Origin of the sequence: Pimelobacter simplex (genome assembly GCF_024662235.1) — a bacterium.
In the GTDB taxonomy this organism is placed as follows: Bacteria; Actinomycetota; Actinomycetes; order Propionibacteriales; family Nocardioidaceae; genus Nocardioides.
This window is the reverse complement of the sequence record NZ_CP096276.1, coordinates 4188481-4209264: the sequence shown is the minus strand read 5'-3', so window position 1 is coordinate 4209264 and position 20784 is coordinate 4188481. Positions and strand designations below refer to the sequence as shown.

At 70.9% G+C, this 20784-nt stretch carries 16 protein-coding genes; 7 read left to right on the top strand and 9 right to left on the bottom strand.

Going from position 1 to position 20784, the window contains the following annotated elements; translation table 11 throughout:
* Window positions 1-3 precede the first annotated feature (3 nt).
* The 5 genes from M0M48_RS20715 (at window position 4) to M0M48_RS20695 (ending at window position 4931) form a co-directional block, all read left to right on the top strand.
* The gene (locus tag M0M48_RS20715; RefSeq protein ID WP_257752574.1) at window positions 4-1035 is read left to right on the top strand and encodes a family 43 glycosylhydrolase; all 1032 of its coding nucleotides are present in this window, start codon (window positions 4-6) and stop codon (window positions 1033-1035) included.
* Window positions 1036-1086: 51 nt separating this feature from the next.
* The gene (locus tag M0M48_RS20710) at window positions 1087-1902 is read left to right on the top strand and encodes a maleylpyruvate isomerase family mycothiol-dependent enzyme (RefSeq protein WP_257752573.1); all 816 of its coding nucleotides are present in this window, start codon (window positions 1087-1089) and stop codon (window positions 1900-1902) included.
* 8 nt (window positions 1903-1910) lie between these two features.
* Window positions 1911-2840 carry an oxidoreductase gene (locus tag M0M48_RS20705; protein WP_257752572.1) on the top strand — a complete coding sequence of 310 codons (930 nt, stop codon included), beginning with the start codon at window positions 1911-1913 and terminating at the stop codon, window positions 2838-2840.
* The gene (locus M0M48_RS20700) at window positions 2837-3145 is read left to right on the top strand and encodes a DivIVA domain-containing protein (RefSeq protein WP_257752571.1); all 309 of its coding nucleotides are present in this window, start codon (window positions 2837-2839) and stop codon (window positions 3143-3145) included. Before M0M48_RS20705 ends, M0M48_RS20700 begins: the two co-directional genes overlap by 4 nt.
* Window positions 3146-3230: 85 nt before the next feature.
* A complete protein-coding gene (locus tag M0M48_RS20695) occupies window positions 3231-4931 on the top strand; it encodes a hypothetical protein (protein WP_257752570.1) in 1701 nt (566 codons plus the stop codon).
* A gap of 241 nt (window positions 4932-5172) precedes the next feature.
* Here the strand turns inward: M0M48_RS20695 and M0M48_RS20690 are convergent, their stop codons facing one another.
* Complete coding sequence (locus tag M0M48_RS20690; protein WP_257752569.1) at window positions 5173-7047, bottom strand: hypothetical protein; 1875 nt, start codon at window positions 7045-7047, stop codon at window positions 5173-5175.
* A gap of 185 nt (window positions 7048-7232) precedes the next feature.
* Between M0M48_RS20690 and M0M48_RS20685 the strand changes: the two genes are divergently transcribed.
* Both M0M48_RS20685 and M0M48_RS20680 read left to right on the top strand, forming a co-directional pair.
* Complete coding sequence (locus M0M48_RS20685; RefSeq protein ID WP_215812732.1) at window positions 7233-7637, top strand: YjbQ family protein; 405 nt, start codon at window positions 7233-7235, stop codon at window positions 7635-7637.
* 493 nt (window positions 7638-8130) lie between these two features.
* Entirely contained in the window at window positions 8131-8946 is an 816-nt protein-coding gene (locus M0M48_RS20680; protein ID WP_257752568.1) for a hypothetical protein, read from the top strand.
* Here M0M48_RS20680 and M0M48_RS20675 read toward each other — a convergent pair.
* The 8 genes from M0M48_RS20675 to M0M48_RS20640 form a co-directional block, all read right to left on the bottom strand.
* Window positions 8943-9392 carry a DUF488 domain-containing protein gene (locus M0M48_RS20675; protein WP_257752567.1) on the bottom strand — a complete coding sequence of 150 codons (450 nt, stop codon included), beginning with the start codon at window positions 9390-9392 and terminating at the stop codon, window positions 8943-8945. The two genes, M0M48_RS20680 and M0M48_RS20675, sit on opposite strands and share 4 nt — an antisense overlap.
* Window positions 9393-9586: 194 nt before the next feature.
* Window positions 9587-10381 carry a crotonase/enoyl-CoA hydratase family protein gene (locus M0M48_RS20670; protein ID WP_257752566.1) on the bottom strand — a complete coding sequence of 265 codons (795 nt, stop codon included), beginning with the start codon at window positions 10379-10381 and terminating at the stop codon, window positions 9587-9589.
* Between the two features lie 33 nt (window positions 10382-10414).
* The gene (locus M0M48_RS20665; protein ID WP_257752565.1) at window positions 10415-11818 is read right to left on the bottom strand and encodes an exopolysaccharide biosynthesis polyprenyl glycosylphosphotransferase; all 1404 of its coding nucleotides are present in this window, start codon (window positions 11816-11818) and stop codon (window positions 10415-10417) included.
* The gene (locus tag M0M48_RS20660; RefSeq protein ID WP_257752564.1) at window positions 11815-12333 is read right to left on the bottom strand and encodes a glycosyltransferase; all 519 of its coding nucleotides are present in this window, start codon (window positions 12331-12333) and stop codon (window positions 11815-11817) included. The genes M0M48_RS20665 and M0M48_RS20660 overlap by 4 nt, the downstream gene beginning before the upstream one ends.
* On the bottom strand, window positions 12330-12785 hold the full coding sequence (locus M0M48_RS20655; protein WP_215812737.1) for a UDP-N-acetylglucosamine--LPS N-acetylglucosamine transferase: 456 nt from the start codon (window positions 12783-12785) through the stop codon (window positions 12330-12332). Before M0M48_RS20655 ends, M0M48_RS20660 begins: the two co-directional genes overlap by 4 nt.
* A 76-nt stretch (window positions 12786-12861) precedes the next feature.
* The gene (locus tag M0M48_RS20650; protein WP_215812738.1) at window positions 12862-13548 is read right to left on the bottom strand and encodes a response regulator; all 687 of its coding nucleotides are present in this window, start codon (window positions 13546-13548) and stop codon (window positions 12862-12864) included.
* Complete coding sequence (locus M0M48_RS20645) at window positions 13545-14981, bottom strand: sensor histidine kinase (protein ID WP_257752563.1); 1437 nt, start codon at window positions 14979-14981, stop codon at window positions 13545-13547. Before M0M48_RS20645 ends, M0M48_RS20650 begins: the two co-directional genes overlap by 4 nt.
* Before the next feature lie 315 nt (window positions 14982-15296).
* On the bottom strand, window positions 15297-20714 hold the full coding sequence (locus tag M0M48_RS20640; RefSeq protein ID WP_257752562.1) for a PKD domain-containing protein: 5418 nt from the start codon (window positions 20712-20714) through the stop codon (window positions 15297-15299).
* Window positions 20715-20784 lie beyond the last annotated feature (70 nt).

Genomic DNA, 20784 nt, shown 5'->3' with positions numbered 1-20784 from the left:
CGGGTGCTTCGTCGTCTGCTGCTCCTCGCGCTGCCCGTGCTGCTCGGGTCCGCCCTCGTGGCGGCGTCCGGGCCCGTGCCCGCGCATGCCGAGGAGCGCTACCCGGAGCCGGTCCTGGCCGGCAACGTCGGCGACCCGAGCGTCGTCGCGGTCGGCAAGCGGCTGGTCGTCGTCGCGACCGGGGAGCAGGTCGACCGTGCCGTCAAGGAGCCCGGTCGCCCGTGGCGCTGGACCGAGCCGGTGCTCGCCGAGCGTCCCGCCTGGGCCCGCAAGGGCGCCATCTGGGCCGCCGACCTGACCCGGGTCGGGGACCGCTGGGTGCTCTACTTCGCCGTCCCCGTGCGGGGTCTGGGCCCGGAGGGTCGTTGTATCGGCGTCGCCGTCGCGCGCGGTCCGCTGGAGGTGTTCCGGCCCGTCGGCACGGCGCCGCTGGTGTGCCCGGCGCGGGCCAAGGTGCCTGCCGCGGGCGACCCGGTCGCCGTACCGGGGCTGCCGAGCCGCGGCGTGATCGACCCGTCGGCGTACGAGGAGGGCGGGCGGCGCTACCTGCTCTACAAGACCGACGGCAAGCCGTCCTCGGTCCGGCTGCTGCCGCTCAACGGCGCCGGGCGCAAGGCGCGCGGGCCGAGCGTCGAGCTGATCCGCTCGCCCGGGGTGGTGGAGAACCCCGTGCTGCTGCGCACCGGCGGCGCCTACTACCTGTTCGCCTCCGAGGGGGACTTCGCCCGCTGCAGCTATCACCAGACGTGGCGGCGCTCGACCTCGCTCACCGCGTGGGCCGCCGCTCCGCAGGGGGTGCTGCTGGACCGGGCCTCGACCGGCGGCCTGTGCGGCCCGGGCGGCGGTGACGTCGTCGTGCAGAAGGGCAAGGCGACGCTGTACTTCCACGGCTGGGTGCGCCGCAGCTCGACGATCCCCAAGGGTGGGGCGTTCTGGGGCTGGAACGGCGGCGAGCAGAAGGCACGGCGCGCGATGTACGCCGCGCGGCTGGTCTTCCGCTCCGGCGTGCCGGTCGTGAAGCGCTACCTGCGCTGACGCTGACGTGTTGCGCGGTCTCGTGCGGCCCGGCTCGCTAGCATCGGCGCCATGAGCGACCGCGAGCTGCTGGCCGGCTACGTCGAGACCTGGTGGAGCGCGATCGGCGACCTCGTCGCGCTGCTCGACCAGCTCGACCCCGACGACTGGGCGCGGGAGACCGACCTGGCCGGCTGGGACGTCAAGGCCGTCGTCTCGCACACCGCCCACCTCGAGTCGCTGCTCGGCGGCGGACCCGACGAGACCGCCGAGATCGGCGAGGCGCCCCACATCACCGGCCCGATGGGGCAGTTCACCGAGATCGGCGTCGTCACCCGGCGCGAGGTCGCGCCCGCCGCGATCGTCGAGGAGATCCGCACGCGCACGGGGGCCCGACGCGCGGCGTTGCTCGCCGACGTACCGGACGACGCGGCGGCGCCCGCCCCCGGCATCTTCGGGATGATCGGCTGGAACCAGCGGACCCTCCTGCGCAACCGGCCCCTCGACGTGTGGATGCACGAGCAGGACATCCGCCGCGCCACCGGCCGTCCCGGTGGCATGGACTCGGCGGCCGCCCGGCACACCACCGACTACCTGGCCGAGGGCTTCGGGTTCGTCCTCGGCAAGCGCGTCGCCCCGCCGGTCGGTACGACGGCCGTGCTCGACGTCGCCGGCAGCGACCCGATCGCAGTCGTCATCGGCGAGGACGGCCGCGCGCGGCGGCTGCCCGACGTACCGGCCGAACCGACCGTCGCGCTGTCCATGGACCGCGAGAGCTTCATCGTCCTCGCCGGCGGGCGCCGTCCCGCCGCCGACGGCGCCGTCACCATCTCGGGCGACCAGGAGCTCGGGCGCAGCATCGTCGCCCGGCTCGCCACCACTCCGTGAGGGAACCGATGTCCGACAAGTGGAACGTCGCCGACCTGCCCGACCAGACCGGCCGCACGATCGTCGTCACCGGGCCCACCCTCGGCGGCCTCGGTCACCACACCGCCCTCGAGCTGGCCCGGCGCGGGGCGCGCGTCATCCTCGCCGGACGCAACCCGGCCAAGGTCGAGGAGACCGTCGGTGCCATCCGCGGCGAGGTCCCGGACGCCGCGCTGGAGGCGCTGCACCTCGATCTGGCCAGCCTCGGCTCGGTGCGCACCGCGGCGGCCGCGGTGGCGCAGGTGGGCGCGATCGACGTGCTCGTCAACAACGCGGGCGTGATGGGGACGTCGTACTCGCGGACGGCGGACGGGCTCGAGCTCCAGCTCGCGACCAACCACTTCGGCCCGTTCCTGCTCACCGGCCTGCTGCTCCCGCAGCTCGTCCAGAGCGCCGACGGCCGGGTGGTCACCGTGTCCTCGATGTTCCACCACTTCGCCGGCAAGGCGCCCCTCGGCGACCCGCGCGAGCAGCGCGGCCGCTACAGCAAGTGGCGCGTCTACGGGCAGTCCAAGCTCGCCAACCTCTACTTCACCGCCGAGCTCGACCGCCGCCTGACCGCTGCCGGCCTGCCCGTCCGCGCGCTCGCCGCCCACCCGGGCTTCGCCGGCACCCACCTCGCCGCCAACGGCCAGTACGGCCGCTCCGCCGGCGGCATCGCCTCGATCCTCGACGCCGGCGTCAAGGCGGTGTCCCAGTCGGCCGCCGCCGGCGCCTGGCCGTCCCTGATGGCCGCGACCGCCGACCTGCCCGGCAACACCTTCGTCGGGCCGAGCGGACTGCAGCAGATGGCAGGTCCGCCGCGCATCGTCGGGCGCAGCAAGCTGGCCCGCAACGAGGGTGCTGCGCGCCGGCTGTGGGAGATCAGCGAAGAGACCGTGGACCTGGAGTACCCGTGAGCAGGCTCGGACGGTACGGCACGGGCCCTGGTGGCGACGGCGCCGACGAGGTGGGCGGCCTCGGCGCCGAGAACGCGCGCTTCGTCGAGGAGGTGCGCTTCAAGCCGGTGCGGTTCCGGGAGGGCTACGACATGCGGTCGGTCGATGAGCTGCTCGACCGGCTCGTAGACGCGTTCCGGGCGGGGCGGTCGGTGCGCGGGATCGTCGAGGCGGCGCAGTTCCCGCTGGTCAAGCTGCGCGAGGGGTACGCGACCGACGAGGTCGACCAGTTCTTGCAGGAGGTCCTCCGGCGCGACGTGCGCTGAGGAAATGTCCGATCGGACATTTCCCGGGGCTTCCTCTGACGCCCTGGTGGGGTGCCCGTAGCGTTGCTGCGGGAGAGGGTGACTGATGGACCGGATCGGCGATCGCCTGCTGCGCGAGGGGCGCATCGACGACGCACAGCTGACGGACGCGCTGCGCCGCCAGCGTGCGGAGGGCGGCTACCTCGGCCAGCACCTCCTCGAGAGCGGGTCGCTGGAGCGCCCCGAGCTCTACGGCGCCCTGGCCCGCCAGTGGGAGCTCGCGCTGCGCGACCTGGTTCGCGAACCCCCGCAGCCCGGCTTCGCGACCGACGGCGAGATCGCCGAGACGGCCGCGCTCGGCTGGGTCGCGTGCGGTCCCGGTGCCTCTCGGGTGCTGGTCGTGGCGACAACGGTGCGGCCCGGCCCGGACCTGCTCGACGAGGTCGCCGAGCGCTATCCCGGCTGGCGGCTGGAGCTGGTGGCCTGCACCCAGCGCGATCTCGACCACGTGGCGGCCGCGGCGCGGCGTCGGAGCGTCCGGGGATCCGGTGCCGGCTCCTGGCGAGGTCCGGTGGCGCGCCCGGTCGGCTCGGTCCGGCCGGCCGGTCCGGCGCTGATGGCGGCGCTTGCCGCGGCGGTGCTGCTCCTCGTGCCGGTGGGCGTGGTCGCGGTGCTCGCGGCCGCGACGTCCGTGCTGTTCCTGCTGGCGACGCTGGCGCTGGTGACCTCGGCGGTGCGGGCGGCGCTGCGACGTCGTCCCGGCGGCGCGACGTCGGACGCGCTCCTCCCGGTCTACTCCGTGCTGGTCCGGCTGGCCGGTGGCTCGCGCGCGGCCGGGCGGGCCATGGCCAACCTCGCTGCGCTCGACTACCCCGCGGCCAAGCTGGACGTGCTGCTCCTCGTCGCCGAGGACGACGGCGCGACGCAGGCCGGCATCCGGCGGGCGGCGCCGCCCGACTGGGTCCGCGTCGTCCCCCTCGCGGGCGACCGCTTCGCCCGGCGCGAGCTCGCCCACGACGACGGCCTCGCCCTGGCCCACGGTCGCTACGTGGTGGCCTACGCCGAGGACGAGGTCCCCGCGCCCGACCAGCTCCGGCGCGCCGTCGCCGCCTTCGAGGGCGACCTCGACGAGCAGCTCGACCCGCACCTGCCCGACACCGACGGCCGGCCGCCCCTGGGCGTCCTCGATGTGCAGCACCGGCTCTGGCGGCATCGCCGGACCCTGCTCACCGGCCTGGCCGAGGTCGACGGCGCACTGCTGCTCGACGACACGGCGGCGACGACGCCCGGCGCGGACGTCCGCCGTACCGAGCGGACGTCGGTCCACGCCCACCTCCCGCTCCTGCGCCGGCTGGGCGGCTGGGCCGTCCTCGGGACCGACCTGCCCGGCTCGGTCCGGGTGGCCACGCTCGCGTCGTCCTCGACCCGGAGCCGCGAGCTCGGCGCCGACGACTGGCTGACCGCCCGCGCGACGACGTACGCCGCCGCGCTGGGAGGCGCCCGCGCCGGACGCGGTGCCCTGACCGTCTTCCTGCCCTACGCCGTGGCCCTGCTGTCGCTGGCCGCGCTCGCCCTCCGCGACGGCCTGGGCGCCCCCGGTGCCGGCACCGCCGTACTGGCCGTCGCGACCGGGCTCGGACTCGCCGTCCTGGCCGCGGTGGGACTGACCGCACGACGTCACGGCCTCGCCACCGCCGCCCGCGCCCTGCTGCTGCCCGTGCACTGGACGATGCAGTCGGCGGCAGCCTGGGCCGCCGTCGTCCAGGTGGCTAGGCGGCGATCGGCAGCTCGCCCGGCATCACCGTAGGCGCGCAGGCGCACGTGTCGCTGCACGCGAGGTAGGTGTGCGCCGCGTGTCCGCAGGCCGGGCACGGCAGGTCGTGGCTGAGGTGCTGGCGGTGCTCGTGGATGCTCGCGGTCTCCCACATGGCCCTGCTCCCGTCTGGTCGGTGGTGCTCTCACCTTCTCCACGTATGACCTGGGCCGGATTCGACACTCATCGCGCCGTCTTGAGGCGATGGCGCTGCTGTCGGCCAGATCTACGCCACCTAGATCGAGCCCACCACAAGAAGCTCGCTGCCCTGACTCACGATGCTGCCGCGGGCGGAGTGCAGCATGGTCTCGAGCAAGCGCAGGCGTCTCAGTTCCGCTGGCGGAGCAGCTGCGGTCAGTGCCGTCGTTCGAGCCGACTGCGTGACATGAGGTTGTACGACGATGACGGTTGTGAGCGCGCTCGGAGAGCGGGCCGCGAGATGCTCGAGCAATTCGCGTCGGTCGGCTTGACGGTCTCCGTAGAGCCATGCTGCTGGAGTTGGGACGGGACTCGTCGCCAACGCCGTGGCCAGCCGCTCCTGATCGAGGTAGCGGGCGTTCTTCGTTGCTTGGCTTACGACGACCTCGAAACGGCTGGCGCTCATCTTGCGGGTTGTCGAACGGGAACCCGCAGCCTTCACGTGGATCAGTGAAAGGTGGCCGTCGTCGGCGAGAAGCACGAAATCGGCAACCTCATTCGCGCCGTCGTCGCAAGTCAGGAAGCCCCGATCACCGTACGTCCTGAGAACCCAGCTGAAGAGAGAATTGTCGCCGTCGGCCCCGATCCCGTCGTGGGTGGCCTGCGGCGTCTTGGCGAGCGGCTTTTCCCGCCCGACGTCGAATCCAGTGAAGTCGTGCCAGTCCCATGAGCGGAACTCATGTTCATCGATACTCGTACTGTAGATCGCATCCTGGGTGACGGAGTGACCCGACTCGTAGTGAAGCGTCAGCAGCGTCGTGTGTCGTAGTGCATCGCGCACGCTGGTGACTAGCGATGGATCAGTGGGTGCCCCGTGGATCCGGAAGTCGAGATTGAGACGATCGTGGGTCCGGTCTGGGGTGCAGCTGATCGCTCCTCCGAGCCTGCCGTCCAGTGCAACCTCGGCTACGAAACTGGCATCGGTCGTACATCCATTGACTGTCAAGGTGGTGCGACTGAGAACCTCTGCCGCGTCGACGAGGTCGGCGCCGACCTCGGCTGTGGGAAGGTCGTCAGCGTCGACCCACGTGATCTCGTAGGCGCCATGCACGACCGAGAGATCGTGAACCTCGGCGGCGAGATAGGGAAACGGCTGGTCCGTACTGTCTCCACGATGGTGGCTCGTAGCCAACGCGCTCAGCAGATCAGAACAGCTGTCATAGAAGTCGTTCAGGGTCGTTGTCCGCCCGAACCAGATCTTGGATCGCCGAGGGGTGACTCCAACGATGCCCGAGAGTGCGGCGAACTCCGGGTCCGGAATGATCTCGGCCCGCGCAGAGCCAAGAGCGTAGGAGCTGTCGTCAAGCGGGTTCAGTGCCTCCGAAAGGCTCTGTCCGCTCAAGTTCTTAGCATCGGCCTTCGTGCGCCGCCGCCCCTGTGTGGAACGTAGCCACAACCCGCGGGCCTCGCCGGTCAGGAGCGTTGCGTTGATCGTTCCGGCGGGGACCCGGCGCAGCATCGGTCGAGGGCTGCTGTCGAGCCAGCGCTGGAGTTTCGTCTCCAGGGCGCCGTCGCAACTGACTGCCACCCAGTCCTTATGCCAGCACCAAATGCAGAGGTGGTGTGTGGTGTCTTGCCAGCGAGAGTCGACGGCTGCCCAGGCCGGCGGTGAGACACGCCGGTAAGCGAATGCGTCTGCTGAGAACTCTTGGTCAACATTCCGGCGATCGGGAGTCGTGGGTGGTTCGCTCAGCCCCGAACCGGTGACGGTGACCGTCGTTCCGCCCCTGGCGCGCACCGCCATGGTCGTCAACCGGGATTTCAGCTGGGCCAGCGCGGCTGACATCTCCCCGTGGTCTCTGACCAGGACGACGACGGACACATAGGGACGTAGCGACGCGGCGTCGATGGCGGGCTGAGATCCATCTGTAGGGCCGCTCTCATCGGCTCCGTTGGAGGCTTCAGAACTCATGGTGAACTCGCTTGACTGGTGGTGGATCGAGGACGCTTTCAGCGCGGCAGACCCGAGAACGTCAGATCATATGTCTTGCAGTGACAAGTCAAGGCAGTAACTCGTGGTTGGTGAGTGCGATCGCTCGATCGTTATTGCCATTGCCGCGGACCCGGCCATCGCGCTGCTGCGCCAGGATGGACGTCGTGGACACCGAGACCAGGACCTACCGCACCGGCGACCGCGAGGCCGTGCTCGACCTGACGGCCGACTGCTCGTCGTACGTGGCGGGGAGGGGGGACGGCCTGCTCCACGTCTTCGTCCCTCACGCCACCGCGGGCCTCGCCATCCTCGAGACCGGCGCCGGCAGCGACGACGACCTCCTCGCCACCCTGCGCGACCTCCTCCCCGCCGACGACCGCTGGCGCCACCGCCACGGCAGCCCCGGGCACGGCCGCTCGCACGTGATGCCGGCGCTCGTGCCGCCGTACGCGACCGTGGCGGTGGTGGGTGGGCGGATGCTGCTGGGGACGTGGCAGAGCGTTTGTCTGGTGGACCTGAACGTGGACAACGAGGTGCGGGAGGTGCGGTTCAGCTTCTTGGCGGGGTAGTGGAGTGCAGGTTTGTTTCTTGCGGTTGCTTGGCCGTCACCGGACCGTCCACGCCAAGTGAGTCCGGAAACCTGTTGGATCTTGCCGTGAGCTCTACACCTCTGCGTCTAGCCGCGTTCCGGCACGTGTGACAACTGCGCGTAACCTCGAAGTTGAGAGCGGGTGGTCCGCTGAGCCAAGACCGCGAGCACGGACCGTACGGCGATGCCGTTCCTCTTGGTGCCCAAGAGCGGTCTGGCTTTGAGTAGCGCGTTTCGAGGGAGCTGATCCATCGGCGCGGGGCCACGGGCTTGACCGTGAGCGGCTTCGAGCGGGCTTCCTCCGTATGCCTCGTGCCGAGTGGGCTGCCAGGTCGCCAGTGGACCTCGGGCCTGTCTTGCCCGAGATAAATGCGTCCGCGAAACTTGAGACTGAGACTCACGGTCTGAATCACGGATTCTCTTGACATTCTGAGGCACGATTGAGACTCCTGCTCACAGAGAGTCGAACTCCAGTGTCGCTGCCGCCTGGCCGTGAGATGGCCCAAGTTCTCATTACTGTCAAGACCTACCCTGCGCCCTCGGCGCGCCATGGCGAAACCGTATGTATTGCGGGTGTTCGGCTCTACGACGACGGCCGCGCCCCTACGTTCATCCGCCTGTACCCCGTGCCATTTCGGATGCTTGAGGACAGCGGTCAGTTCGCGAAGTACCAGATCGTGGACGCTCCAGTGCGTAGCCGAGGGTCGCGGGATCCTCGGCCCGAGTCATACGAACCCGACGTTGACGGCTTCGTGCTCGGAGAGCGGATTGATACCAAGCGGAAGTGGGCACGGCGGACGGCCTTAATCGAGCCGTTGATCGGAGCGACTACGACGTGCGAGTTGATCGCGCGCAACCGGGCCGGTGCGATGAATCAGGCTATTGAGTCATTCGGTCTGATCAAACCAACGATTCGAAGCATGGAGGTCCTGGTCGGGACTCCGTGGACCCCCAGGCAGTTGGAGAAGGTGCGTGCTGCGACAGAGCCGAGCCTCTTCAATCAGAACGGTCTGGTTGAACTTCAACCACCTCCGTTTCGCATCAAGTTCAGTTATCTATGCCAGGAATCTGGCTGCCGTGGCCACAATCAGGAGTTGATCGACTGGGAGCTTGGAGCCGCGGGGTATGCCTGGCCCAGGAGGTACGGCGACGACACCGCAGCCATGATTGAGCAAAAGTGGTCGGAGATCACGGATTCGACGAAGAAGGACATTCACTTCTACGTTGGAAATCAGCACCAGCGCCGAGCGGCATTTTCTGTGTGCGGCCTGTGGAGTCCGCCGCTCTAGACGGTGTCGATTGAGAGCGCTGGCATCCTGTCTGCGAGCGCCTCGGCGACCAAGCCGCGGTGGCATGCGGAGTGGTCATGCTCGAAGCAGAGCAATGCCACCACTTCGTGATCTAGCAACTCGGAGACATGACCGAGAGCCCGTTCCGCGGTCTCGTTTCGGAGAAGCTCTCGAAAGTGATCGAAGGCGGACTGCTCACCGGCACGAAATGCTTCGCGGTTGTCCTTGGGGTTGCCCAGCTCCCGGAAGTGAATGTAATCAATCCCGTTGGCTCGCAGTGTCTCGGCGAGTCGGGTCTTTGAAAGGCCAGGCTTGCGAGAGATGGGGTTCAGCCGAACGTCGACGAGAACGTTGACGTTCGCTTCGCTGAGGAAGTGCAACAACTCTGCAGCGTCGCGACCCTCGTATCCAACACTGACAAGGCGAGGCGGGCGCGAGCGACTCATGGGTCCATTCAACACCGTGCGGGGGTCAATAGCACGTCCTTGACCGATCAGCAAGATCTCGGGCTCCGCAGTGGCATCGCCTGGAGTCTCGGTCGAGTTAGCCCTGGGAGAGAAGGTCTTAGGCCCCGCCCGGGGTACGTCGGTTGCTGGCGTCGTGGCAGATGCTGGTTTGCATGCCGGTTGGGGCCTTCTGCCTACCGCCCCCGAGGCCCGTACGACGCCGAAGCCTTCCCGAACGCCGCCTCCCGAGACGCCTTCGTGTTGCGTGCCGCGAGCAGGAAGGCCTGCTCGACCCGCTCCCGCCCAAAAGTACGACGAGCCGACGCGTTCCAGGTCGAGTTGAAGAGCCGCTTCGCAGCAGCGAGCGCGTCGGGTGACTTCGCCGAGAGCTCGTCGGCGAGCGCGAGGGCCGAGGCGAGGGGGTCGAGGGAGAGGGTGGTGACGAGGCCGAGGTCGTGGGCGCGGGAGCCGTCGAAGATCTCGGCGGTCATGGTGAGGAGCTTGGCCTGGTCGATGCCGACGAGCTCCTTGAGGGACTGGATGCCCGACATGTCGGGGATGAGGCCCCACTTGCCCTCGAGGACGGACCAGCGGGAGTCGGGGGTGGCGATGCGGAAGTCGGCGGCCAGGGCGATCTGGAGGCCGCCGCCGAGGCAGTGGCCGTGGACGGCGGCGATGACCGGGACGGGGATGCGGCGGAAGGCCCAGGGGGCCTCCTGGAAGGTGTTCGTGCCGCGCCAGGGGCGGGGGACGAAGGCCTTGGCGACGCCGGTGGGGTTGCGCAGGACCGAGGCGAAGTCGAGGCCGGCGCAGAAGGCGTCACCCTCGCCGCTGATGACGACGGCGCGCAGGGTCTTGTCCTTGCGCAGGTCGTGGGCGGTGGCGACCAGGTCGTCGAGGATGTCGAGGGTGAGGGCGTTGAGCTTCTCCGGGCGGTCGAGGCGGACGTGGGCGATGCCGTCGGAGATCGTGCAGGTCACGTGGCTCATGGGGCCGATACTACTCGCAAGTAACAACGAGTCCTAGTAGGCCCCGCGGCCGCGGAGCACCGCTCCTACCGTCCGTACGACGATCCGCAGGTCCAGCAGCAGCGACCAGTCGTCGACGTACTCCTGGTCGAGCCGGACCGACTCCTCCCACGACAGGTCCGAGCGGCCGGAGACCTGCCACAGGCCGGTGATGCCGGGGTGCATGACGAGGCGGTGGCGGACGTCGGGGTGGTAGCGCTCGACCTCGGCGGGGAGAGCGGGGCGGGGGCCGACGAGGGACATCTGGCCGAGGACGACGTTGAAGAGCTGGGGCAGCTCGTCGAGCGAGGTACGCCGCAGCCAGTACCCGAGGCGGGTGACGCGGGGGTCGCGGGCGATCTTGAAGAGGGGGCCGCTGCCGTGGTCGGCGGCGGCGAGGGCGGCGAGCGTGGCGGGGGAGTCGCTGTCGCAGTGCATGGTGCGCAGCTTCCACATCGTGAAGCGGGAGTCGCCGCGGCCGACGCGGACCTGGCGGTAGAACGCGGGGCCGGGGGAGTCGAGGCGGACGGCGATGACCAGGGCCAGCAGCAGGGGCGTGAGCAGCAGGACGGCGAGGAGGGCGAGGGTGCGGTCGAGGAGGCGCTTCACCGCGTGGGTGGGGCCCATCCGGCGCGGGGCGTCGAGGTGGAGGAGGGGGAGGTCGTCGTCGAGGTCGAGGCGGGTCCGGCCGGCGGGGGAGATGTCGAGGCCGGCCCAGACGAAGACGGCGAGGCCGGCGTCCTCGAGCCGCCAGCGCAGCCGGCGTACGGCGGCCGGGTCGATCGCCGGGTCGGGCGCGAGGAGGACGGCGTCGGCGTCGCCGGCGAGGACGATGTCGGGGCAGGAGGAGAGACCCTGGCCGAGGGGGAGGTCGCCGAGGCCGGGCGGCGCTCCGGCGGCGACGCAGGCGCCGACGACCGCGAAGCGGTGGGGGTGCGTGCGGACCAGGCGGTCGACCAGGCCGGGCAGGGCGGCGGCGCCGCCCACCACGACCACCCGGTACGACGGCCCGGCGGGCAGCAGCCGTCGTCCGGCCATGCCGAGGGTCGCGGTCCCCGCGCAGACGGTGGTGACGGTGAGGGCGGAGAGCGGGTATCCGATCGCCTCGGCGGTGAGGAGCGCGGCGGTCGGCAGCACGAGGGCGGCGAGGAGCAGACGGTGGCCACGGAGGGCGAGCGAGCCGGGCAGGCGGTAGTCGCCGGTCGTGGCGACCGCGGCCAGCCAGATCGGCACGAACAGCAGGGCGTCGGGGCCGCGGTGCACGCCGCCGGCGAGGGTGGCGAGGAAGACGACGAGGACGGCGGCGACCGCGTCCCCGGCGATGAGCAGGCGGCCGGTGCGGTGCCGGACGATCCGGCGGACGGCGGTCCGGGTCCCGGTCGTCGTCAGCGCCTGCAGGCGGGCCTCGACGACGGTCATCGGTGCACGAGGTCCTCGACCAGCGCCTCGAAACGGGCGAGCGTGGGAGAGGCCGCGCGGTGCGCGGGGAGCGGGTGGCCGAGCAGGACGGCGAGGTCGAGGCGGGCGCGCAGCTCCGTGGCGTCGTACGCCGTCACGATGGTGCCGCTGCGGGCGAGGAACCGGGCGAAGCGCTGCTGGTGGTCGTCGACGTGCTCGCCCCGCGCCGGGTCGCGGGGCACGACGATGGGCGTGTGCCCGTGCTCGCGGGCGTCCATGATCATGCCCGGACCGGCATGGGTGACGACCGCGTCGGCGCGGTCGAGGAGCTCCGCCAGCGCGTCCGGGCCGAGCATCGTGGAGCCGGTGATGGCCGGCGGGAGCGGGGTGGCGCCGTGCTGCACGTGGACCCGGAAGGCGCCCTGGTACTGGAGATCCGCGGCCCACGCGACGAGCCGGTCGAAGCGGTGGTGATCGGTGCCGACGAGGACCGCGACGAGCGGAGCCTCGCGCGGACGGCGGCGCGGCGGGCTCACCACAGCCCACCGACCACGACGGAGGAGCGGTAGAGCTGCTGCTGCTCGGGCCACTGCACGAGGAAGAGGTCGGTGACCGGCCGGCACAGGCGCCCGGTCAGTGTGGGCGTCTCGATCCGGTCGTAGACCTCGAGGTAGACGGTCCGGGCGTGGTGCCGGTGTGTGTGCTCCAGCCAGAAGTACGGCACCGCGACCGCGGCCCCCGTCGTCACGACGAGGTCCGGGTCGAAGCGGCGGAGGACGGCGCGCGCCTGGACCGTGTTGCGCAGCAGGTTCGGCAGGTTGCGCGTCGTGGGGTGGTGCGCCCAGGTGACGTCCTCGCCCTCCAGCTTGGCGACGGCGTCCTCGGTGTCGAAGGTGACCCAGTGCCGGTCGTGCTTCTCCCACCATCCGCGCAGGCACAGGAGCTGGGCGAGATGTCCTCCGGAGGACGAGACCAGCAACAGGCGCATGCAGAGACCCTAGGGAGGTGCGAGCACGACGACATGCCCCAAATGCGGCATAGGGACAGGCGTTCCGGCCCCCGCGTCAGTGCTCGGGCGGGTGCCAGCCGACCTTGAACGCCGCACCCACGGCGGCGATCTGCGAGCTCATCTCGAGCTTGGCGAGGATCGACTTCACCTGCGAGCGCACGGTCGCCTCGGAGACCACGCTGGACCGCGCGATCTCCCGCACCTGGGCGCCGGTCATGAGGGCGCCGAGGACCTCGGACTCGCGGCGGGTCAGCCGTTCGAGCCGGGAGCGGAGGTCGCGCAGCTCGTCGCGGTCGTGCAGTGCGACCTCGATCAGTGCGGCCCGTTCCTCCGGTGTCATCAGGGGAAGCCCGTCGCGGACCCGTCGTACGGTCGCGATGACCTCGCTCAGCGGACAGGTCTTGAGCAGGACGGCCTTGGCGCCGTGGCGTACCGCTTCGCCCCACCGGGAGCGGTCGACGCTCCCGGTGATCACGATGACGGCCGCACCGGTCGCGCTGAGGGGAGCGATGAGCCGCATGCCGTCGCCGAGCCTGCCGAGGCTGAGGTCGAGCAGCACCATGCGGGGTGCGTTGCGGGCGGCCGCGGCGAGCACCGTGGCGAGCGTGGTGTGGTGGTCGGCGAGGTCGATCCGCCGGACGAGGTAGCCCTCGGCCTCGAGGGTGAAGGCCACGGACTCGGCGAACAGTGCGTGGTCGTCGATGATGGTGATCCGCATCGGGCGGTGAGGCGATCCGTTCATCCAGCCATTCCCGTCGTTCGCTCGCCCGAGGAGCTGAGGCGAAGCGGACGCGCGGGAGCGGCGACGTCGGCATCGGTGTCTGCGTGCGGAAGGGTGACCACGAAGGTGGCACCGCGATCGGGCCGGCCGGAGCCGAGCCGCAGGGAGCCACCGAGCTCGAGCATCAGTCGGTGGGCGCGTTGCAGGCCGATGCCCTGGCCTGTCGAGAAGGTGCCGCGGGCGCCCCACTGGAAGAGGTGGTAGCGCAGGGCGGGGTCGATCCCCGGCCCGTGGTCGGAGACCCGGATCTCGACGTCGCGCCCGACGACGCGGGAGGCGACCGTGGTCGCGGTGCCGTGCGCGTGCCGGTGGGCATTGGTGAGCAGGATGTTGAGGACCTCGGTGATCCCGTCGTGCCGGCCGACGACGTGCAGCCCGCCGGGACGCCAGGTGACCCGGTGGCCCAGGGCCTCCTGGGCGATGACGAGCGGCTCGACCAGGTCGTCGACCGAGAGGTGGGCGACGCTCTCCTCGGGCTCGTCGGCGACCCGCCGGCGCAGCCGTTCGGCCTCGACGTCGACCATCCGCTGCAGGGCGTCGCGACGTGGCCCGGGTGGGACCTGGTCGCTGGCCAGCAGGTGCACCCCGGCGACGATGCCGGCGGTCGCGGCGCGGACCTCGTGCACGACCTCGCGGTCGTGCTGCACGGTGGCCTCGGCGACGGCGGCCCGGTGCAGCAGGAGGGACTCGCGGTCCCGGGTGTCGGTCAGGGTGGCGAACAGCAGGCTGTTCACCGTGGTCAGGATCAGCGCGTTGCACAGGACCAGGGCGATGACCGTGATCGGCGGTGGCGTCGGTGCCTCGAGGATGCTCGCCCACAGCCGGGCCACGAACAGCAGCACGATCCCGGTCCCGACCCGCAGCGCCGCCCAGTGCGGCAGCGGCGAGCGCACGAGCTGGATGAACATCAGGACGATGAGCCCGGCGGTCGCGGTGATCATGACCATGTCGAGGGGCCGGTGGATGTCGAGGTACGCCGAGAAGCCGGTCAGGATCAGCGTGAGCCGCACGCCCAGCACCAGGAGGCCGAGCAGCAGCCCGGTGGCCATCGGGTTCATGCGGGGCAGCCGGGTGCCGCGGGCGCCGTGCGCGACGAGCGCCAGGACCGCGGCCAACGTGACGAACTGGCCGAGCGAGAGGCGGTAGGTCTGCCCGGTCTGGCTCGGGTCGGCGAGGGCCCACACGATGAGCGGCAGGTCCTGGACCGCGACGAGCGCGGCTGCGGCCGCGAGCCTCGAGCGCATCAGGTTCGGGTCGATGCGGGCGTCGAACGTCAGCACCTGCGCGCTGCCGAGCAGGACGAGCTCGGCGAGCACCATGCACACGCCACCCGCCGCGGCCATCGGGTCGAGGGTCGGGCTCTGCAGGAGCAGGACGGCGTACGGGTGCAGCATCAGGGCGGTCAGCAGCAGCGTCCACCCGAGGGGCGAGGGACGTGCGAGGCGGGAGAGCCCCTGGCCGGCCGGCCAGTGCTGACTTTGTGGGGGCGCGCTTGCCCCGATCTGGGTAAAGGACCGTCGTCGAGTGACCGCCCGAGAGTTCACCGTGCGCTGGTGACGGGACTGACGATCCGGATGCGGACTCGCCATGCAGCCGATTATGCGCGGCACTCGCGGGAGTGCACCCGGAACGCCGGAACGTCCCTAATTTTTGGGTTTTGAGCCCGACTTGTCGAGCATCTTCACCACAATTGGATGTCGCTGACAACCTTACGGAACGGTGACCGACCGGGTCGTGGTCGTCGCGGCGCCCCAGCCGTCGGTGACGATCAGCCGGACCGGGTAGGTGCCGGCGGCCGGGAAGGTGTGCGCCGGCGAGGTCGACGTCGAGTCGGCCGTCCCGTCGCCCCACTGCCAGCGGTAGGAGATCGTGTCGCCGGTGTCCGGGTCGGCCGAGCCGACCGCGGAGAAGTTGCACGACAGGTTCGAGCAGGCGGGCGGGTTGAGCACCGCGACCGGGGCCCGGTTGCCGGGCGGCGTGGTGATCGTGACGGTCTGCGTCGCGGTGCCGACGTCTCCCCACTCGTCGCGGGCGGTGAGGACCACCGTGAAGGTGCCGGGGGCGGTGTAGGTCCGGGTCGGGACCGGTCCGCTGCCGCTGCCGTTGCCGAAGGCCCACGAGTAGGTCAGCGTGGCGGCGTTCTCGTCGGTCGAGCCGCGGGCGTCGAAGGCGCAGACGTTGTTGGTGCAGCTGACCGTGAAGCTGGCCACCGGCGGGTTGTTGGGCGGGTGCGTGACGGTCGCGTGGCGCTCGTAGATCACGCTGACGAAGTTGTGCTGGTCGATCGCCCGCACCCGGACGGTGTAGGCCCCGGCCGGGATCACCGGCGTCGTGTAGGAGAAGTTCGAGCCGGGTGTGCCGGGGCTGTTGAGGAACGCCGTGCGCCAGCTGGCGCTGGTGCTGATGAACGTGCCCGACGAGCTCATGTACTGGCCGGCCGCGTTGACGATCGCGACGTCGACCTCCTGCATCGCCTGGTCGTCCTCGGCGCGGCCGCTGACGAAGATCTTGCCGTCGGGGAACTCGGTCCCCTCGGTCGGGCTGAGCAGCGCCTCGTTCATCACCGGCGGCTGGTCGCCCGGGTAGATCGGGTAGCGCGCGGTGGCGCCGTTCGTCGACGGGTCCTGCTGCCCGGCGTTGTCCCAGGCGTACGCCGCGACGTTCCAGTCGCCCTGTGTCGGCAGCGCGACGTTGAGCGTCCAGCCGGTGCTCGTCGCCCCCGGGTTGGCCAGGGTGGCGTCGAGCGTGGCGAAGGACGCCGACATCGTGCCGTTGGGCTGGAGGTAGCGGCTGGTGTCCGCGTCGCGCACGGCCACGCCGACCCGCGCCACGCCCTTGTCGTCGGTGGCGTTGCCGGCCAGGTTCAGCAGCAGCACCTGCTGGCCGGTGATCGTCCCGGTCGGCGTGATGGTGGCGTTCGGCGGGTTGTCACCGGGGATGGTGGCGTTGAGCGTGAGCCGGCCCTGGTTGCTCGACGACGTGGTGAGGCCGATCTGGTCCTCGGCGCTGACCGTGAACGAGTAGGACCCGGGGCTCAGGTTGAACGGCGTCGTGTAGCTCCAGTTGTAGCTCGCCTGGTTGAGGTTGACCGGCGAGACCCGGTAGGACCCGGCGATCACGTTGGTGCCCCACGATCCGTCGGCCGCGAGGCGCTCGCCGGTCGAGTTGTTGCGCAGCGTGATCGAGACCTTGTTGAGCGCCTGGTCGTCGTTCGCCGATCCCGAGAAGGTCAGCGGCTGGCCGGGGGTCACCGTCACCGGCTGGGCGGTGGTCGGCGGCACCATGGTGGCCGGCTGGGCGATCGAGACCGACGGCGGCTGGCCGTTCTCGGTCACGATCCAGCGCCGGTCGGCGGTGTCGAGCGAGGACTGGCCCGCGGTGTCGCTGGACCGGGCCTGCGCCCACCACTCGTCCTCGTAGGGGACCGTGACCTCGTAGGACCAGGTCGTGCTGGTCGCGCCGACGACGTCCGGGGTCACCTGGAAGGTGTGGTAGGTGCCCGACACCGTGCCGTCGTCCTGGAGGTAGCGGTTCTGGCTGTCGCGCAGCGTGAAGCTGACCCCGTTGACGCCGATGTCGTCGGCGGCGGATCCGGTGATCGTGAACGTCAGCTGGCTCAGCGGGCTCGGCGGTCCGGTGATGCTGGTCGTCGGCGTCCGGTCGCTCGTGCCGAAGGTCTCGTACTTCTTCGTGGCCTTGGTGTTGTCCGCGGTGCCGTTGGTCGCGACCGCGCGGGCGCGCACCAGGAGCTCGCGGTTGGCGGTCATCGTGAGCGGGAGCCGCCAGGTGCGCGACGTACCGGTGCCGGGGTCGAGGGTGGCGTTGATCGTGTTGCTCGTCGTGCTGCCCCAGGTGGTCAGGTCGTCGTTGAGGTAGCGGTTGGTGTTGCGGTCCATGACCTCGATCTCGACCCGGTTGATCCCGGACGCCGCGGTGGCCGTGCCGGTGATCTCGTAGGGCTCGTCGACGGGCTCGATCCGGCCCTCGATCGGGGTGCTGATCACCGTCTGGGTGCCGTTCTGCGCGGGCACGTTGGCGAAGTCGAAGAACGCGATGCGGCCGACGTTGTAGCCGCCCTTGGTGTTGCCGTCACCCCCGACGAACAGACCGCGCGAGGTCGCCTCGATGTGCTTGTCGCCCTCGTAGGAGTTCGACGGCGCGAACCACTCGAGCCCGTGGCCGTCCGTGGGGTCGAGCGCGGCGAGGTGGAAGCGCTTGACCACCGTGTCGCCCAACGCGTACGCCGACAGCCCCTGCCCGGTGCCGTAGCCGACGTCGTCCAGGCCCGGCCACGGCTTCGGCGCCGTCGCCGACTCGGCCCACTGGAAGTGGCCGCCGATGTAGATGCCGGCCTCGGTCGCCGCGACGGAGTACACGGAGTCGAAGTGCCGCGAGATCCACATCGGCTGGGCGTTGCTGTCGTTGTCGAGCTTGAACGCGATGACGGTGTCGTTGATCGGCGGGCGGTCGCCGCCGGAGCCGCTGGTGACGACGAAGTAGGAGTCGTCCGGTCCGATGTCGCCGCCGTAGGCGCGCTGGATGCCGCCGACGAACTGGAGGTTGTCCTCCCACAGCGTGCTCTTCCACGGCGTCAGCTTGTTGGTGCGCGTGTTGATGATCGCGACGCCGTAGCGGTTCTGGCCGTTGACCTGGCGGCCGGTGTGCACGACCAGCAGCCGGCCCTCGTCGTGGCTCAGCTTGAGCCGCTGCACCGCGAGCTCGCCGTTGGTGCCGATGCCGCCGGTGATGTTGAGGACGAAGTCCGTGCGGACCGCTCCGGTGACGCCGTCGACGGCGGCGAGGGCACTGCGCGGCACGTTGTTGATGGTGGTGAACCGGCCGCCGGCGTACACGGTGGAGTTGGTGACCGCGAGCTCGTTGACCTTGCCGTTGGCGTTGGCGGTGAAGCCCGCGATCGGCGCACCGGTGGCGGGATCGATCCGGGCGATGGCCTTCTTGGCCTGGCCGTTGACCGTGCCGAAGTTGCCGGAGATGTAGAGCTTGGTGCCGTCGGGCGAGGCCTCGACCGCGTCCACGCCGCCGTTGGTGAACGTCGGCCGGAAGGCGGTGTCGACCTGCCCCGTGCTCCAGTTGTACGCCGCCAGCCCGGCCTGGTTGATCACCGCGCCGTTGTTGGGCTGGCGGATCGAGGTGAAGGTGCCCGCGATGTAGACCCGGTTGCCGACGACCTCGATGTCCCAGATCTCACCGTCGGTGATGGTGGGCTGGTTGGTGCGCGGGGTGTCGGGAACCAGCGCGGTGTGGCCCGGAGGCGGGTCCGCGGGCACCGCGGTCGCGCTGCTCGTCGCCTGGTCGGTGTGGCCGTTGCCGTCGTTGACGGTCAGGGTCACGGTCCGGGTGCCGGGGGTGGCGTAGGTGTGGGACGGGTTGACGCCGGTCCCGGTCTGGCCGTCGCCGAAGGTCCAGCTGTAGGTGAGCGCGTCCTTGTCCGGGTCGAACGAGTGGGCGGCGTCCATCTCGCAGGTCAGGCCCGCGCACCCCGTCGAGAACTCCGCGACGGGCGGCTCGTTGGTGCCGGTCGCGTCGGTGCCCGGGTCGAGCACGATCGAGAAGAGCATCGAGCGCGAGACCGAGGTGCTCGTCGTCGCGGTCCTGCCGGCGAGCGGGCCGACGGGCACGGCGCCCGCGGAGTCGCCGAGGATGCCGCTGACCTTGCCGGTGCCGGTGGCGGCGGCCTGGGTGCGCGTCGGCGTACCGGCCGGCAGGCTCCACGTGGTGTCGGTGGAGGACTTCTCGCTCCACAGGCTGACCAGCCACGAGTTCGCGTGGGCCGCGGTGACGGCCGGCGTGGTGTGGCTGGTGGCCGAGGCGTCCGCACCCCCCAGGGCGGACGCCCCGACCACGGCCGTGCCGGTGCTGCGGTAGGCGGCCACCGTCAGCACGGACTTCACGTAGGTGCTGCCGGTCGTGACGGTCACGGTCCGGCCGGCGTCGGCCGCCGTCGCGCTGCGCGTCCACGCGCGCCCGCGGATGCCGTTGCCGTCGCGGGTTTGGAGCTGCGTCCAGCCGTCGAGGTTGTCGATCGCGGTCGCGGTGGAGTTGGTGGTGAGGAAGAGGAGGAGCCGGTCGCCGGGTTCGACGGAGGCGGGGATCGTCACCGAGTGACCGGGCCGGTTGCCGGCGGTGCTCGCCGAGCCGACATAGGTGATCTGACCGGAGGTGACGGCGGTGTCGGGGTTGACCTGGCGGGTCGTCGAGTCCTGGTGGCTGCCGTCGCTGACGGTCAGGGTGACCGTGCGCTGCCCGGCCGAGGCGTAGGTGTGGCTGGGCGTGCGCCCGGTCCCGGTGCCGCCGTCGCCGAAGGTCCAGGCGTAGGTCAGGGTGTCGCCGTCCGGGTCGTCGGAGCCGGACGCGTCGAACGCGCAGACGAGCGCGTTGCAGCTCGCGGTGAACGCGGCGGTCGGCGCGTTGTCGGTGAGGTCGCCGGGACTGATGACGACGGAGAACGTCGCCGAGCGGGACGCCGTCGTGCTGGTGGTGGCGGTGCGGGCGGCGGCCGTGCCGGTGGCGACGGCTGCGCCGGAGTCTCCCCACGCGGCGCTGACCTTGCCGCTGCCGGTGGTCGCGTCGGTGCCGCGGGACGTCGTCCCGGCGGGCAGGGTCCAGGTGGTGTCGGTCGAGGACTTCTCCGACCAGTAGCCCAGCACCCAGGAGCCCGCCGCGGCGACCGGGATCGCCGGCGCGACGTGGGTGGTGCCGGACGCGTCCGTGCCACCGGCGACCGCGGTCACCGACGGAGAGGCGCCGGTGCTGCGGTAGACGCTCACCGCGATCACCGACTTGGCCGCGGCGCTCGTCGTGACGGTGACGTTGGCGTTCGGGTCGCCGGCCGTGGCGATCCGGCTCCAGAGCCGGCTGCGCACGCCGTTGCCGTCGCGGCTGGCGAGGAGCTGCCACCCGGACAGGTCGGCGATCGTGCTGGTCGACGAGTTGGTGGTGAGGGCCAGGACGAGCACGTCACCGGTCTGGGCGGCGGCCGGGACCCGCACGGTGTGTGCGGTGCGGTTGCCGTCGGTGCTCGTCGAGGCGACGAAGTCGACCGCGCCCGGCGCGGCCTGCGCGGCGGGCGTGAGGAACGGTAGTGGCGCGAGTGCGGAGACGAGCATCACGGCTGCCGTGATGGGGACGAGCAGCCATGCGACATGACGCCGCAGCCGGCCGGGGACCGGTTGATGC

What these genes read in the sequence shown, in the direction of transcription:
- M0M48_RS20645 (WP_257752563.1), bottom strand. Translation starts at nt 14,981, where the DNA reads ATGCTGCACCCGTACGCCGTCCTGCTCCTGCAGAGCCCGACCCTCGAC.
- M0M48_RS20670 (WP_257752566.1), bottom strand. Translation starts at nt 10,381, where the DNA reads ATGAGCCACGTGACCTGCACGATCTCCGACGGCATCGCCCACGTCCGC.
- M0M48_RS20675 (WP_257752567.1), bottom strand. Translation starts at nt 9,392, where the DNA reads ATGAGTCGCTCGCGCCCGCCTCGCCTTGTCAGTGTTGGATACGAGGGT.
- M0M48_RS20665 (WP_257752565.1), bottom strand. Translation starts at nt 11,818, where the DNA reads ATGACCGTCGTCGAGGCCCGCCTGCAGGCGCTGACGACGACCGGGACC.
- M0M48_RS20695 (WP_257752570.1), top strand. Translation starts at nt 3,231, where the DNA reads ATGGACCGGATCGGCGATCGCCTGCTGCGCGAGGGGCGCATCGACGAC.
- M0M48_RS20640 (WP_257752562.1), bottom strand. Translation starts at nt 20,714, where the DNA reads ATGCTCGTCTCCGCACTCGCGCCACTACCGTTCCTCACGCCCGCCGCG.
- M0M48_RS20710 (WP_257752573.1), top strand. Translation starts at nt 1,087, where the DNA reads ATGAGCGACCGCGAGCTGCTGGCCGGCTACGTCGAGACCTGGTGGAGC.
- M0M48_RS20650 (WP_215812738.1), bottom strand. Translation starts at nt 13,548, where the DNA reads ATGAACGGATCGCCTCACCGCCCGATGCGGATCACCATCATCGACGAC.
- M0M48_RS20655 (WP_215812737.1), bottom strand. Translation starts at nt 12,785, where the DNA reads ATGCGCCTGTTGCTGGTCTCGTCCTCCGGAGGACATCTCGCCCAGCTC.
- M0M48_RS20705 (WP_257752572.1), top strand. Translation starts at nt 1,911, where the DNA reads ATGTCCGACAAGTGGAACGTCGCCGACCTGCCCGACCAGACCGGCCGC.
- M0M48_RS20690 (WP_257752569.1), bottom strand. Translation starts at nt 7,047, where the DNA reads ATGAGTTCTGAAGCCTCCAACGGAGCCGATGAGAGCGGCCCTACAGAT.